Source organism: Pseudomonas sp. AAC, assembly GCF_000725445.1.
Lineage (GTDB): Bacteria > Pseudomonadota > Gammaproteobacteria > Pseudomonadales > Pseudomonadaceae > Pseudomonas > Pseudomonas citronellolis.
This window is the reverse complement of sequence record NZ_KL647100.1, coordinates 31,684-45,872: the sequence shown is the minus strand read 5'-3', so window position 1 is coordinate 45,872 and position 14,189 is coordinate 31,684. Positions and strand designations below refer to the sequence as shown.

Here is a 14,189-nt window from a genome sequence, read left to right as displayed (position 1 = left end):
CACATGCAAAAACGCACGCGGCCCACCTCCCTGGCGGGCCGCGTGCGTTACCAACGCATATTCCTAACGAATCGTCAGACCTGTTCCTGCACACCTCCTTCCGCGAAGACTTTCACGGGCTTGCCGCTCGGGGAAAGCACGCCGGTCACCACCTGCCAGGCCATCGACAGGGCCCCGACGATGAACACCAGGTCACCGAAGGTGCGTACCCAGCGCAGGGTCTGCAGCAGCGGTTGCTGCATGAACTCCTCGCTGCGGGCGTACCAGAGGCCGACGCTGGCGCTGGCGTGGAACTGGATGATGCCGATGGGCAGCAGGCTGGTGGCGAGCATCAGCACCAGGCCGCCGTTGAGGCACCAGAAGGCGGTCTTCATCAGCCTTTCGTTGAAGTGCAGCTGCGGGCGGATGTAGCGCAGCACCAGCAGGGTGAAGCCCAGGGCGAGGAAGCCGTAGACGCCGAACAGCGCGGCATGGGCGTGGGTCGGCGTGGTGTTCAGGCCCTGGATGTAGTAGAGCGCCACCGGCGGGTTGATCATGAAGCCGAACACCCCGGCGCCGAGCATGTTCCAGAAGGCCACGGCGACGAAGCAGGCCAGCGGCCATTTCACCCGCTGCATCCAGGCGGCACGGTTCTTCAGGCGCCAGTTCTCCCAGGCCTCGTAGCCCAGCACTACCAGCGGCACCACTTCCAGGGCGCTGAAGGTGGCCCCCACCGCCATCACCGGCGTGGTGGTGCCGGCGAAGTACAGGTGGTGGAAGGTGCCGGGCACGCCGCCGAGCATGAACAGCGAGGCCGAGGCCAGGCTGGCGGTGGTGGCGGCGCGGCCGGAGACCAGGCCCATGTTGGAGAAGATGAAGGCCAGCGCGGTGGTGGCGAAGACTTCGAAGAAGCCCTCTACCCACAGGTGCACCACCCACCAGCGCCAGTACTCCATCACCGACAGGTTGGTGCGCTCGCCGTAGGCCAGGCCGGCGCCGTAGAACAGGCCGATGGCGATCACCGAGGCCGACAGCAGCGCCAGCAGGTTCTTGTCGCCCGGCTTGGCGAAGGCCGGCAGGATGCCGCGCAGCATCAGCAGCAGCCAGAAGGCGATGCCGAGGAACTTGCCGATCTGCCACAGGCGCCCTAGGTCGACGTATTCGTAGCCCTGGTGGCCCAACCAGAAGTTCCACTGCGGCGGCATCAGCTGGGCGATGGCCAGGTAGTTGCCGATGAACGAGCCGACCACCACCACGACCAGTGCCCAGAACAGCACGTCGACGCCGAGCTTCTGGTGTTTCGGGTCCTTGCCGCCGTTGATGACGGGTGCCAGGAACAGCCCCGCGGCGAGGAAGCCGGTGGCGATCCAGAACAGCGCGCTCTGGATGTGCCAGGTGCGCAGCAGCGAATAGGGGAACCACTGCGACAGCGGGATGCCGTAGAAGTCCTGCCCTTCCACCGTGTAGTGCGCGGTGGCGCCGCCCAGCAGCACCTGGAAGCCGAACAGCCCGACCACCAGCAGCAGGTACTTGCCCAGCGCCCGCTGCGACGGGGTGAGCGCCACCAGGCTGAGCGGGTCCTGCAGCGGCGGCTCCGGTTCCGCCTCCTCATGCCCGCGCAGGAAGGCCCAGGCCCAGACCAGGAAGCCCACCCCGGCGATCAGCAGCACCACGCTGACGATGGACCACATGACGTTCTCGGCGGTCGGCTGGTTGCCGATCAGCGGCTCGTGGGGCCAGTTGTTGGTGTAGGTGGCGGCCGAGCCCGGGCGCTCGGTGGCGGCGGCCCAGGCAGTCCAGAAGAAGAAGTGCGTCAGTTCCTGGCGCCGCGCCAGGTCCGGCAGGGTGCCCTCCTTCATGGCGAAGCTCTTGCGGCTGTGCTGCAGCGCCGGGTCATCGCCGAACAGCGCGATGTAGTAGTCGGCGGTGTGGCGGACGGCCTCGACGCGGCGAGCGCTCAAGGTCAGCACGCCATCCTCGGCGCGGTTGCCGCGGTACTCGCGCTTCAGGCGGGCGAGTAGCACGGCCTGCTGGTCGCCGTCCAGTTCTCCGAAGGCCTTGCCGTACTGCTCGTGGGCGCCGATGTCGAGCCAGGCGCTCAGTTCGCGGTGCAGCCAGTCCGCGGTCCAGTCCGGGGCCTGGTAGGCGCCGTGGCCCCAGATGGAGCCGAGCTGCATCCCGCCCACGCTCTGCCAGGCGGTCTGGCCGTCAAGGATGTCGGTGCCGGTGAACAGGGTTTCGCCGGTCTCGCTGCGCACCTGCGCGGGGATCGGCGGCGCCTGGCGGTAGACCTCGCGGCCGAACCAGCCGAGTATGCAGAAGGTCACGCCGAGCACGGCGATCAGCGCCCACCACAACTTGCGGTATTCACCCATGATGGCGCTCCTCCCCGGCGACCGGGCGAATGGGGCTGGCGGATTTGACGTAGGCGCGGCGGCCTGGGATGTTGCTGAGCGGGACGTGCATGGGATGGCTCCTTGGTCAGGCACTGCTTGCGCTATCGCAAGCTGTGTGCCATCCCATAAACCTCCCAGGATCAATAACTTGCGAAACACACGAGTCGAAATGACCGCACCCGGAACGGGTTCAAATGACCTCGTAAAGGTAAAAAATACCTCATTGTTGGACAGGCTCCTGGCGGACCTGGCCGACGACCTGCCCACCGCCGAGCGCCTGCAGCGGCTGGTGCTGGCTTTGCGCGACGAGTTCGCCTGCAGCGCCGTGGTGCTGCTGCAGCTCGATGGCGACAGCCTCCAGCCCCAGGCCGCCGTGGGCCTGGACCGCGAAGTGCTCGGCCGGCGTTTCGCCGTGGCCAGCCACCCGCGCCTGGCGCACATCCTCGCGCAGCGCGAGCCGCTGCAGTTCAGCGCCGACAGCGAGCTGCCCGATCCCTACGACGGCCTGCTCCAGGACAGCCCCGACAAGCCCCTGCCGGTACACGACTGCATGGGCATGAGCCTCTACCTGGAAGGCCGCGCCTGGGGCGCGCTGACCCTGGACGCCCTGCGCCCCGGCAGCTTCTCGCCGGCGCTGGTCCGGCGCCTGGAGCACTACGCGCCGCTGATCGAGGCCGCCGTGCGCGTCGGCCGCCTGGAAAGCGAGGTGCGCCGCCTGCGCCTGACCCGCAGCGTTCTGGCCGAGCCGGCCCTGGAACCCGGCGCCGGCATCCTCGGCGAGAGCCCGGTGCTGCACCAGTTGCTGGACGAGCTGAAGATAGTCGCCGACTCCGAGTTGCCGGTGCTGCTGCAGGGCGAGACCGGCGTCGGCAAGGAGCTGTTCGCCCGCGCCCTGCACGCCAGCTCGCCGCGTTCGCGCAAGCCGCTGGTCTACGTGAACTGCGCGGCGCTGCCGGAAACCCTCGCCGAAAGCGAGCTGTTCGGCCACGTGCGCGGCGCCTTCTCCGGCGCCGCCCAGGACCGCCAGGGCCGCTTCGAGGCGGCCAACGGCGGCACGCTGTTCCTCGACGAGATCGGCGAGCTGCCGCTGTCGATCCAGGCCAAGCTGCTGCGCGCCCTGCAGGGCGGCGAGATCCAGCGCCTGGGGGCCGACCGGCCCAAGCACGTCGACGTGCGCATCATCGCCGCCACCAACCGCCACCTGGCCGACGAGGTGCGCGGCGGGCGCTTCCGCGCCGACCTCTATCACCGGCTGTCGGTGTACCCGGTGCACATCCCGCCGTTGCGCGAGCGCGGCCAGGACGTGCTGGTCCTGGCCGGGCACTTCCTCGAACTCAACCGCACCCGCCTGGGCCTGCGCTGCCTGCGCCTGACGCCGGATGCCGAGCAGGCCCTGCTGGACTACGCCTGGCCGGGGAACGTGCGCGAGCTGGAACATCTCATCAGCCGCGCGGCGCTCAAGACCCTGAGCCAGGCGGCCTCGCGGCGCGAACTGCTGAGCATCGACGCGGCAGGGCTCGGCCTGGAGCTGCCGGCGGCCGAGGATGCCGTCGAAATACCCGCCCCCTCGACCGAGGACGCCCGTTCCCTGCAGGAGGTGGTCGACGACTACCAGCGCCGCCTGCTGCAACGCGCGCTGCAGCGCCATGGCGGCAAGTGGGCGGCGGCGGCCCGCGCGCTGAAGATGGACCCGAGCAACCTGCGCAAGCTGGCGCGCCGCCTGGACCTGCGCTGAGCGCGGCGAAGCGCCCCGCGGGCTGCTCGCGCCGGAGGCTTCAGCGCACCATGTGCAGGTAGTGCAGGTGGCGCTCGTACTGGTCGAGGATGTCGCCGATCACGTCCTCGCGGCTCCAGCCCATGATGTCGTAGTCCTGTCCGCCCTCGCGCAGGTGTACCTCGGCGCGGAAGTACTTGCGGGCGTCGTTGCCCTCGTCGCTGTCCTGCACCACGAAGCTGGGCGAGGCGAAGGCCCGCGGGCGCACCTCGTAGAGGAAGCGGCCTTCGCCGGCATGGTCCAGCGCCAGGCTCACGCGGCCGTCGTCGCGCTCTTCCACCGCCACCTCGTAGCCCTGCTTGCGCAGTTCGTCGGCCACCTGCTCGCAGGCCGGGCGCACCAGCGCTGGTTCGACATGACGCCCCCGGAGCACCGGCGCCTGCACGGCGACGCCAACATCGTGTCGATGGCCGCCGCCGACTGGCCGCGTGTCGTCGGCCCGGCGCAGCGAACTCTCGAAACCCTCGACCGCGCCACACTTCGCCAGCGAAGCGGCCACAGCCATCGGCTATACCTGGGGTGTCGCCCATCCGGTTCCGGGCGGGCGGCTCTCGTGTTCCGATGCAATGACCTACTGGCCCGCCACGTTGCGGGCGAGCGCTCCCCGCCGGGCCCGGCCAGGCTCCTGGGCCAGGCCCTGGCGGGGGCCTGTCGTTCAGGAAGGACGAGGGCATTCTTATGCCCGCTCGCCAGCCCAACCGTAGGGCGCATAACGCCCCAGGCGTTACCTATGTGTCCCGGCAGAACATTTGCAAACCCCATCGCCTACCTTGCCGGCACAATCGCGGACAAAGTCCGCTCCTGCGCGGCAGGCGAGCACGGCTTTTCGTAGGAGCGAGCACCCCGGCGCAGTGGGCAAGGCAGTTGTTCCTACGGGATAACATCGCGTCTCCGTCCACGACTCGCATGCAGGGCAAGCGCCTACACGGGAGAACGTGGAGACACCTGAACGCGAAGTGCAAGGCGATGGCAAGACGGCCATAATCCGCCCTTGCCCCGCGATCCAGGCCCCGTCGATGTCCGAACAGCCCAGTCCTGCCAACGCAGAACCCGCCCCCACCGCCCGCCTCCGGCGCTTCCGACGGCCACGCTGGCTGGAATGGCGACAGCGCCTGGCGTTCTGGGTCGGTGCGCTGCTGGTGGGTCTGGTGGCGCTGGCCTTCGCCTGGCTGGCGGACCAGTCCTTCGCGCTGTTCAAGCGCATGCTCGGCATCGCGCCCTGGCTGCCGCTGCTGCTCACCCCGGCGGGTTTCGCCCTGCTGACCTGGATCACCCAGCGCTGGTTCGGCGAGGCCAAGGGCAGCGGCATTCCCCAGGTGATCGCCGCGCTGGAGTCGCCCTCGCGGCGCTTCCGCGCCCGGGTACTGGCGCTGCCGGTGGCCGCCGTGCGCATGCTCTTCACCCTGGGCGCGCTGCTGGTGGGTGGCTCGGTGGGCCGCGAAGGGCCCACCGTGCACGTCGGCGCCGCGGTCATCTACGCCTTCGGCCGGCGCCTGGGCCTGCATGGCCGGCGCACCGTCGCCGGGCTGATCCTCGCCGGCGGCGCGGCCGGCATCGCCGCGGCCTTCAACACCCCGCTGGCGGGCATCGTGTTCGCCATCGAGGAACTCAGCCGCACCTTCGAGCAGCGCTTCAGCGGCCTGGTGCTGACCGCGGTGCTGATCGGCGGCGCCGTCACCCTCGGCCTGATGGGCCATTACTCCTATTTCGGCGAAATCGGCGGCAGCCTGCCGGCCGGCTGGGGCTGGAGCGAAGTGCCGGCCTGCGCCCTGCTCGGCGGCCTGCTGGGCGGGCTCTACGTCAAGCTGGTGCTGCCCACCCAGGCCGGCTGGCTGGGCCGCATGTGCCGCCTGCGCGAGCGCTGGCCGGTACGCTTCGCCGCCGCCTGCGGCCTGCTGCTGGCGCTGCTGGGGCTGGCCTCGGGCAACCACGTGTTCGGCACCGGCTACGAGGAAACCCGCGCCCTGCTCGAAGGCCACCCGATGACCGACCAGGGCTTCGTGCTATGGAAGTTCCTGGCCAACGTGGTGTCCTACCTCTCCGGCATCCCCGGCGGCCTGTTCTCGCCCTCGCTGAGCATAGGCGCTGCCTTCGCCCCGCTGCTGGCGCTGCTGCCGGACGTCAACCCGCAGACCTGCGCGCTGCTGGGCATGGGCGCCTACCTCGCCGGCGTGACCCGCTCGCCGCTGACCGCCTCGGTGATCGTCCTGGAACTCTCCCACAGCCCCGACCTGGTCATCCCCATGCTGGCCGCCACGGTTATGGCCGCCAGCATTTCCGGCTGGATCGCCCCGGTCTCGCTGTACCACGCCCTGGCCCGGCAGGTGCTGGACAAGCTGGCGCCGGCGCAGGGGCCTCGCTGACGAGGCCGCGCCAAGACGCTTTTCGTAGGATGGCGTTGAGCGAAGCGATACCCATCAGCGCAACCGCATGGGTTTCGCAAGCTCAACCCATCCTACGAAGAGCACCTCGGCACAAGACAGTTGCTCCTACGGCTCCAGGAAGCACGGCTTTTCGTAGGATGGCGTTGAGCGAAGCGATACCCATCGCCACGACCGCATGGGTTTCGCAAGCTCAACCCATCCTACGAAGAGCACCTCGGCACAAGACAGTTGCTCCTACGATTCCAGGAAGCACGGCTTTTCGTAGGATGGCGTTGAGCGAAGCGATACCCATCACCGCAACCGCATGGGTTTCGCAAGCTCAACCCATCCTACGAAGAGCACCTCGGCACAGGACAGTTGCTCCTACGGTTCCAGGAAGCACGGCTTTTCGTAGGATGGCGTTGAGCGAAGCGATACCCATCACCGCAACCGCATGGGTTTCGCAAGCTCAACCCATCCTACGAGGGCCGTGCAGTTGCATAGTTCGGTGCAACGGATCGGACCGATCGCGGACGGAGTCCGCTACGGTTCCAGGAAGCAGGGTCGTAGGAGCGGACTCCGTCCGCGATTATCCGCCCTACGCCTAGTCCAGGCCCGCGTCGTTGGCCTGCTGCTGCAGGCTGGCCTGGCTGATCTGGCTGCCCGGCGGCACGCTGCGCGTCAGCCAGACGTTGCCGCCGATGGTGGAGCCCTTGCCGATGGTGACGCGCCCCAGGATGGTGGCGCCGGCGTAGATCACCACTTCGTCCTCGACGATGGGGTGGCGCGGCTGGCCCTTGTGCAGTTGGCCGGTCTCGTCGGCGGTGAAGCGCTTGGCGCCCAGGGTGACCGCCTGGTAGATGCGCACCTGCTCGCCGATGATCGCCGTCTCGCCGATCACTACGCCGGTGCCGTGGTCGATGAAGAAGCTGCCGCCGATCTGCGCGCCGGGGTGGATGTCGATGCCGGTGGCCGAGTGCGCCAGTTCGGAGATGATCCGCGCCACCAGCGGCAGGCCGGCGCGGTACAGGTGGTGCGCCATGCGGTGGTGGATGATGGCCAGCACCCCCGGATAGCACAGCAGCACCTCGTCGACGCTGCGCGCCGCCGGGTCGCCCTGGTAGGCGGCCAGCACATCGGAGTCCAGCAGTTGGCGCAGTAGCGGCAGGGCCAGGGCGAAGTCACGGACGATCCCCAGCGCCCGCTCCTCGATGCCGTCCTCCGCTTCGCCGCGCTGGCGCGCGCTGTAGCGCAGCTCCAGGCGCGCCTGGATCAGCAGCGCATTGAGGGCGCTGTCCAGGGTGCGCCCGACGAAGAAGTCCTCGCTCTCGTCGCGCAGGTCGTTGGGCCCCAGACGCATGGGGAAGAGCGCGCTGGCCAGGCGCTCGACGATCTCCTCGATGGAACGCCGCGAAGGCAGCTCGCGCCCGCCCTGCTCCCGCGGCCGGCCGCTGCGGCTGCGCCATTCGCTGCGCGCCGCGCGCAGTTCCTCGACGATGCGCTCCAGTTGCCAGCCTGCCGGGCCGTTCTCGTTCTGCTTGCCGATCTCGTGCATGTATCGATACTTCCAATGCCGTGGTTCTTTTCAAGCGTAGGCCGGCTGGGCAGCCTTCGTCACCATTACCGGCCTATCCTGGGGTTTCCCGGGCCCGTCGACAAATCGCTGGCGGTTCTAAGCTCATGCCTGGCGACCGAGTGTCCCGGCCCGACGAAGGCCCGGTTCGCCAACCGGCGGGCCAGAGCAAACCGCGAACGGACAAGCCGTCGCACGCCATTGGTCAAATAATGGCTATATGCCACCAATTTCTCACCTAACATGAACCTTGGCAGGATAGACGGACGCAGCACCGGAGGACCGGCCGCTGACGGGCCGCTGCCTTGCCAGAACCCGGCGGCCCCGCCGTTTCCGGCCGCCATCTACCACGCGCCACTGGAATACGTCCATGCCATCCGGGGCCATCCCCAAGCTCAACCTGCGCACGCTGATCCTGCTGTTCACCTCGCTGGCCATCCTCGCCACGCTGTTGAACGACCTCTATGCCACCTACCGGATCCAGCGCGAGACGCTGGTGCGCAATTCGCTGGAGACCAACCGCGCCTATGCGGCGAAAGTCGCCCTGACCCTCGGCCAGAGCCTCGACGCCGACCTCGGCCGGCTGCGCTACAGCGCCCAGGTGATGGGCAAGGACTTCGCCTCCCGGGCGACGATGCAGGCCGAGGCCCGGCGCCTGGCGGAGCAGGACCAGAGCTTCAACACCCTGGTGATCGCCGATGCCCAGGGCCGGATTCTCGCCTCGCACCCGCCGGCGCTCAGCGTGGCCGGCCAGAACCTGCGCTCGCGGGAGCCGCTGGAGCGGCGCCAGGCGATGATCAGCCCGGCCTTCAATTCGCTGGTGGGCAACCTGATCGTCTTCGTCTCCCACCCCATCCGCAGCCCGCAAGGCGAGTACCTGGGGCTGGTCGGCGGGACCATCTACCTGCGCAAGAACAACGCGCTCAACGAGATCGTCAGCAAGCACTTCCAGACCGACGCCTCGCACCTGTACCTGGTGGACGGCAACCGCCACCTGCTGTTCCATCCCGATGCCGACCACATCGGCAAGGCCGTGGGCCGCAACGCGGCGGTGGACGCCGTGCTGCGCGGCGAGAGCGGCGCGATGCAGGTCACCGATGCCGACGGGGTGCAGATGCTGGCGGGCTATGCCCCGGTGCCCAACAGCGGCTGGGGGGTGGTCGTCCAGCAACCGATGAGCGCGCCCCTCGCCGCCCTGCGGGCGCTGATGCTCCAGGTGGTGCAGGGCATAGTGCCGATGATCCTGCTGGGGCTGGTCCTGCTCTGGTGGGCCGCCTCGCGGATCAGCCAGCCCCTGAGCAGGCTCGCCGACTACGCCGAGCAACTGGACGACTCCCGCGGCATCGGCCAGGTGAGCGCCTGGTACTACGAGGCCTGGCGCATCCGCCGCGCGCTGATCCAGGGCGCGCTGCTGACCCAGGAGCGCATCGGCAAGCTCAACCACCAGGTGCTCAGCGACCCGCTGACCGGCCTGGCGAACCGGCGGATGCTGGAGGACTGCCTGCGCGACTGGGCGCTGCTGGAGAAGCCTTTCGCGGTGATCAGCATGGACATCGACCATTTCAAGCGGGTCAACGATGCCTTCGGCCACGACGTCGGCGACAAGGTGCTGCAGGCCTTCGCCGACCTGCTGCGGCAGAACTGCCGCGACGGCGACGTGCCCTGCCGGGTGGGTGGCGAGGAGTTCATCCTGCTGCTGCCGCTGACCGGCCTCGCCGACGCCGCGGAAGTTGCGGAACGGATCCGGCGCTCGCTGGCCGAGGCCGTCATGCCCCCGGCCGGACAGGTCACCCTGTCGCTAGGGGTGGCCTGCTGGACGGCGGACCGGTCCGACGTCGCCGCCACGCTCAAGGAGGCGGATGAGCTGCTCTACCAGGCCAAGCAGGCCGGCAGGAACCGGGTAATGGTCCACGGCAAGGGGACCTCGACGACCGCAGCCTGACGAGCGCGCCGGCAAGGCAGGCTCAGTCCAGTGGCGCGAGCCCGGCCACGCCCTCCTCCCGGGTGTCGGGGTGCAATGTGAGTTCGATCCGATGCGCGGCATGAAGCAGCGCATCGGCATTCTCCTCAAGGCGTTTCGCAGCGGTGAGCAGGGCCGCGGCGGTAACGGGCGAGACGGCCTCCGCCGCGGCCTGGCGCAAGACCTGGACGGCAGACGTCTCGTTGATGGCAGAAGCCAGCAACACCTTCCTTAGTCGTTCCATTTCCTCCTCCATTGTCGGCTGGAGCAGTGCAGGAATAGCTCCGATTTGGCCTGGCCAGCGGACGAGCCGACAGTCGGCAGTGTGTGGGTAGGTTTTTGTTTGGTTGGAATTTGGCTTCAGGCTCTGGTCCCAGCCCCGTTATGCCCGCGAACGCAGGAACGTAGGGCGGGGGCGTTGAGTCCGCTCCCTACGCCCGGGCTCTCCTGTAAGCATAGGAGCGGACTCCGTCCGCGATTCGACGGGCATGATGAGGTGGGGTTAGGCGTTTCAGGATGACGCCGAACTCACCGCCCACTCCGAACGGCCCCCTCTCCCTCTGGGAGAGGGCTGGGGTCACGCCCCGGCCGCCAGGATCGAACGCTTTTGCCGACCCCGGGCACCCTCACCAACGCAACAAACGCGGCCCCAGCATGGCGCCCAGCAGCGTCGGCAGGAGCATACCCGGCAGGTACCAGATGCTCCAGAAGGGCACACCCATTTCCGGGCCGGCCAGAGTGGCGGTGGCGCCGGCCAGCAGGCCGCCGGCGGTGCCGCCTCAGCCCTCGAAGATCGCCACGGCGCGGACGAACCCCGCCGAGGCGTGGCGGATCTTGTAGGGGAAGCAGCTGACCAGGAAGCCGTCGGCCGGCAGCTGGTCGAGGTTGGCCAGCTTCTCCATCTGCCCGTAGCCGATGTCGCGGCCGGCCTTGTGGCCTTCCCAGATGAGCGCGGCGTCACCGCTTTCGGCAAAGCGCTCGCGGGTGTACTTGAAGGGCGCGTCCCAGCTCCAGGCGTCGGTGCCCACCACCCGCACGCCGCGCTGCAGTAGGTAGAGCGTGGCCTCGCGGCCCATGCCGACGCCGGCTTCGAGGTAGCCCGGCTGGCCGAACAGGCTGCCGGCGCGGGTGTTCACCAGCACGATGTCCAGCGGTTGCAATTCGTGGCCGATGCGCGCCAGTTCCATCTCCACTTCGGCCGCCGTCACCACGTGGCCGTCGGGCAGGTGGCGGAAGTCCAGCTTCACCCCCGGTTGCAGGCACCACTCCAGCGACAGCTCGTCGATGCCGAAGGCCGGCTTGCCGCCGTCGGTGGTCGAGGCATAGTGCCAGGGCGCATCCATGTGGGTGCCGCTGTGGGTGGTGATCTGCAGGCGCTCGGCGGCCCAGGCCTCGTTGCCCGGCAAGTCTTCCTTGCGCAGGCCGGGGAACATCGCGGCCATTTCCGGCCAGCCCTGCTGGTGGTCCATGTAGTCGATCTTCGGCAGCAACGGCGGCGGGTCGGTATAGGGGTTGTTGTCCAGGCTCACCGAGAGGTCGAGCAGGCGGCGCTTGCTCAGGTTCATGCGGAAACTCCTTTGCGGGCGGCGGCGCGGCTGCGGCGCGGCATAAGGTCGAGGGCGTTACGCAGCAGCGCGGCGGCCGAGCCGTCGTGGCGGAAGCCCAGGGCGCGGGCCTGCGGCGTGCGCAGCGGCGGGAAGCGGCCGAACAGCGCTTCCAGCTGCGCGTCGGGTTCGAAGGCGATGCACGCGCGGTTGGCCTCGCCGAAGCTGGCGGCCAGGGCGTCGAGCACCTGGGCGATGGACAGTTGCAGCACCGGCAGTTGCCACACGCGCCGCGCGCCGGGATTCTGCAGCTCGGCGGCGTGCAGTAGGTTGTCCACGCAGCAGCGCGCCGACATCCACCAGGCACTGGCCTGGGGCGACACCGGGCAGGTGTAGGGCTCGCCGGCGGCGTAGGCGTGCAGCAGGTCGCTCATGAAGGCCGAGCGCAGGCCATTGGGCTGCCGCGGCCGGGCGACTATGCCGGGCAGGCGCAGGGCGCGGCCGTCCACCTCGCCGCGGCGGGCCAGGTCCTCCAGGGCGGTTTCCACCATCAGCTTGTGCGCGGCGTAGGACAATTGCGGGTGCGCCGGCTGCGCCTCGTCCATGCGCGCCGGCAGCTCGCCGCCGTACACCGCCACGCTGCTGGCATACACCAGCACCGGCGGGCGTTCGCGGTGGCGCAGTTGCTGCAGCAGTTCCAGGCTGGCCTGCAGGTTGACCTGGTAGCCCAGCTCGTACTGCGCCTCGGCAGCGCCGCCGGGCACGCTGACCAGGTGGAACACCACGTCGATGCCGTCGGCCAGCACCCGGCGCAGCAGCGCCGGGTCGGTGACGCTGCCGAAGTGGCGGCGCAGGCGGCGGTCGTCCGGCAGGCCGTCCAGTTGCTGGTCGAGCAGCAGCAACGCGTCTATCCGCCGCCCGCGCAGCTCGCCGCGTTCCAGCAGGCGGCGGACCAGCTCGCGGCCGACGAAGCCGTTGGCCCCGCTGACCATCACGCGCATGGCCAGCCCCCTTGCACCACGCGCTGGTCGATGGCGCCGAACAGCGCTCCGCCGTCCGCGCCGCGGGCCTCCATGCGCACGCGGTCGCCGAAGCGCATGAAGCCGGTGCGCGGCGCGCCCTGGGCGAGGGTCTCGATGGCGCGGCGCTCGGCAATGCAGGCCGAGCCCACCGCGCGGTCGGCGTTGGACACGGTGCCCGAGCCGATCAGGGTGCCGGCGCTCAGCCTGCGCGTCAGGGCCGCATGGGCGATCAACTGGTGGAAGCCGAAGTGCATGGCGCCGCCGTGGGGGTGGCCGAACCATTCGCCGTTCCACTCGACCTTGAGCGGCAGGTGCACGCGGCCGTCGCGCCAGGCCTCGCCGAGCTCGTCCGGGGTCACCGCCACCGGGGCGAAGCTGCTGGCGGGCTTGGCCTGGAGGAAGCCGAAGCCGGTCTTCATCTCCCGCGGCGCCAGGGCGCGCAGGCTGACGTCGTTGAGCTGCAGCACCAGGCGCACGTGGGCCAGGGCGTGCTCGGCCGGGCAGCCCATGGGCACTTCGTCCACCAGCACGGCGAACTCGCCCTCGAAGTCGATGCCGTGGGCCTCGCTGGGCAGCGGGATGTCCGCCCGCGGGCCGAGGAAGTCGTCGCCGGCGCCCTGGTAGATCAGCGGGATGCTGTCGATGCCGTCGATGGGCTCCAGGTCGAAGGCCTTCTGCATCAGTTCGCCATGACTGAGGAAGCAGGAGCCGTCCAGCCACTGCCAGGCGCGCGGCAGCGGCGCGGCCAGCTGCGCCGGGTCGAGGGCGAAGGCGCCATCCGCCTCGTCGGCGTTCAGGCGCTGGTAAAGGCGTTGCAGGGCGGGTTCGACGGCGGGCCAATCGTCCAGCGCCGCCTGCAGCGTGGCGGCGATGGCGCCGGCCTCCACAGCCCGCTGCAGGTCGCGGGAGACCACCAGCAGGCGGCCATCGCGGCTGCCGTCGTCAAGGCTGGCGAGCTTCATGGCAGCAGCTCCTTCAGCGCCTCGGCGTAGCGGCCGTCGAGGAGGATGAAGACCATCCGCGCCATCTGCTCGGTGCGGTTGCTCCAGGCGTGATTGGTGCCGCGCTGGACCACGATGTCGCCGCGCTTGAGGTGCACCTCGCCCTCATCGAGCACCAGCCACAGCTCGCCTTCGGTGACGATGCCGTAGTCCAGGGTTTCGGTGCGGTGCATCAGCTTGTGCTTCGAATCGGCCTTGCCGGTGCCGGCATGGGCCTGGCCGATCTCGGCGAAGGCGGCCGCGGCGTCCTCCGCGCTGACCTGGTTCTGCAGGCTGTCCGGCGGGATGTCCACCACGCGGATCACGCTGCCCAGCGGGCCGGGGCTCAGTTGCAGCGGCTGGTTGGTCGGGTCGTCGCCATTGTCCAGCGGCGCCGGGCTGGCGGCGCTGTTCCACACCTCGTAGAACACGGTGCCGGGCACCGCTTTGAGCGGGAAGACGTTGGGCGTCGGACCGCTGCTGGCGACCACTGCTTGGCCCTGGGCGTCGTGCCCGGTGACTACGCGCTTGAATTCGGGAAGCTGTTGCATGCTGACTCCTTTGCGGTGGGGTTCCGCCCACGGGCCGGGCGCGGCCT

The 14,189-nt window shown here is 69.4% G+C and carries 10 protein-coding genes and 2 pseudogenes; 3 read left to right on the top strand and 9 right to left on the bottom strand.

Going from position 1 to position 14,189, the window contains the following annotated elements:
- Positions 1-74 precede the first annotated feature (74 nt).
- The gene (locus FG99_RS23765; protein ID WP_043272604.1) at positions 75-2,354 is read right to left on the bottom strand and encodes a nitric-oxide reductase large subunit; all 2,280 of its coding nucleotides are present in this window, start codon (positions 2,352-2,354) and stop codon (positions 75-77) included.
- A gap of 190 nt (positions 2,355-2,544) precedes the next feature.
- Between FG99_RS23765 and norR the strand changes: the two genes are divergently transcribed.
- Positions 2,545-4,110 carry a nitric oxide reductase transcriptional regulator NorR gene (gene norR, locus FG99_RS23760; RefSeq protein WP_051879173.1) on the top strand — a complete coding sequence of 522 codons (1,566 nt, stop codon included), beginning with the start codon at positions 2,545-2,547 and terminating at the stop codon, positions 4,108-4,110.
- A gap of 40 nt (positions 4,111-4,150) precedes the next feature.
- Here norR and FG99_RS23755 read toward each other — a convergent pair.
- Positions 4,151-4,492 (bottom strand): annotated as a pseudogene (locus FG99_RS23755) (choline transporter); the annotation flags it as partial.
- 673 nt (positions 4,493-5,165) lie between these two features.
- Here FG99_RS23755 and FG99_RS23750 point away from each other — a divergent pair.
- Positions 5,166-6,512, top strand: coding sequence for a chloride channel protein (locus FG99_RS23750; protein WP_043272601.1), 1,347 nt, complete (start codon positions 5,166-5,168; stop codon positions 6,510-6,512).
- Between the two features lie 604 nt (positions 6,513-7,116).
- Here the strand turns inward: FG99_RS23750 and epsC are convergent.
- A complete protein-coding gene (gene epsC, locus FG99_RS23745; protein ID WP_009620203.1) occupies positions 7,117-8,067 on the bottom strand; it encodes a serine O-acetyltransferase EpsC in 951 nt (316 codons plus the stop codon).
- Positions 8,068-8,455: 388 nt separating this feature from the next.
- On the opposite strand from epsC, the gene FG99_RS23740 reads away from it, so the two are divergent.
- The gene (locus FG99_RS23740; protein WP_043272600.1) at positions 8,456-10,027 is read left to right on the top strand and encodes a GGDEF domain-containing protein; all 1,572 of its coding nucleotides are present in this window, start codon (positions 8,456-8,458) and stop codon (positions 10,025-10,027) included.
- A 22-nt stretch (positions 10,028-10,049) separates the two neighbouring features.
- Here the strand turns inward: FG99_RS23740 and FG99_RS23735 are convergent, their stop codons facing one another.
- The 6 genes and pseudogenes from FG99_RS23735 to FG99_RS23715 form a co-directional block, all read right to left on the bottom strand.
- Complete coding sequence (locus tag FG99_RS23735; protein WP_009620201.1) at positions 10,050-10,289, bottom strand: hypothetical protein; 240 nt, start codon at positions 10,287-10,289, stop codon at positions 10,050-10,052.
- A gap of 382 nt (positions 10,290-10,671) precedes the next feature.
- Positions 10,672-10,821, bottom strand: a pseudogene (locus FG99_RS31570) (NrsF family protein); the annotation flags it as partial.
- A 3-nt stretch (positions 10,822-10,824) separates the two neighbouring features.
- A complete protein-coding gene (locus FG99_RS23730; protein WP_043272599.1) occupies positions 10,825-11,610 on the bottom strand; it encodes a cyclase family protein in 786 nt (261 codons plus the stop codon).
- Positions 11,607-12,590 carry an NAD-dependent epimerase/dehydratase family protein gene (locus FG99_RS23725; RefSeq protein WP_043272598.1) on the bottom strand — a complete coding sequence of 328 codons (984 nt, stop codon included), beginning with the start codon at positions 12,588-12,590 and terminating at the stop codon, positions 11,607-11,609. Before FG99_RS23725 ends, FG99_RS23730 begins: the two co-directional genes overlap by 4 nt.
- On the bottom strand, positions 12,581-13,573 hold the full coding sequence (locus FG99_RS23720) for a fumarylacetoacetate hydrolase family protein (protein WP_043272597.1): 993 nt from the start codon (positions 13,571-13,573) through the stop codon (positions 12,581-12,583). Before FG99_RS23720 ends, FG99_RS23725 begins: the two co-directional genes overlap by 10 nt.
- Positions 13,570-14,142, bottom strand: a complete 573-nt coding sequence (locus FG99_RS23715) for a cupin domain-containing protein (protein WP_043272596.1) — start codon at positions 14,140-14,142, stop codon at positions 13,570-13,572. The genes FG99_RS23720 and FG99_RS23715 overlap by 4 nt, the downstream gene beginning before the upstream one ends.
- Between the last annotated feature and the right edge of the window lie 47 nt (positions 14,143-14,189).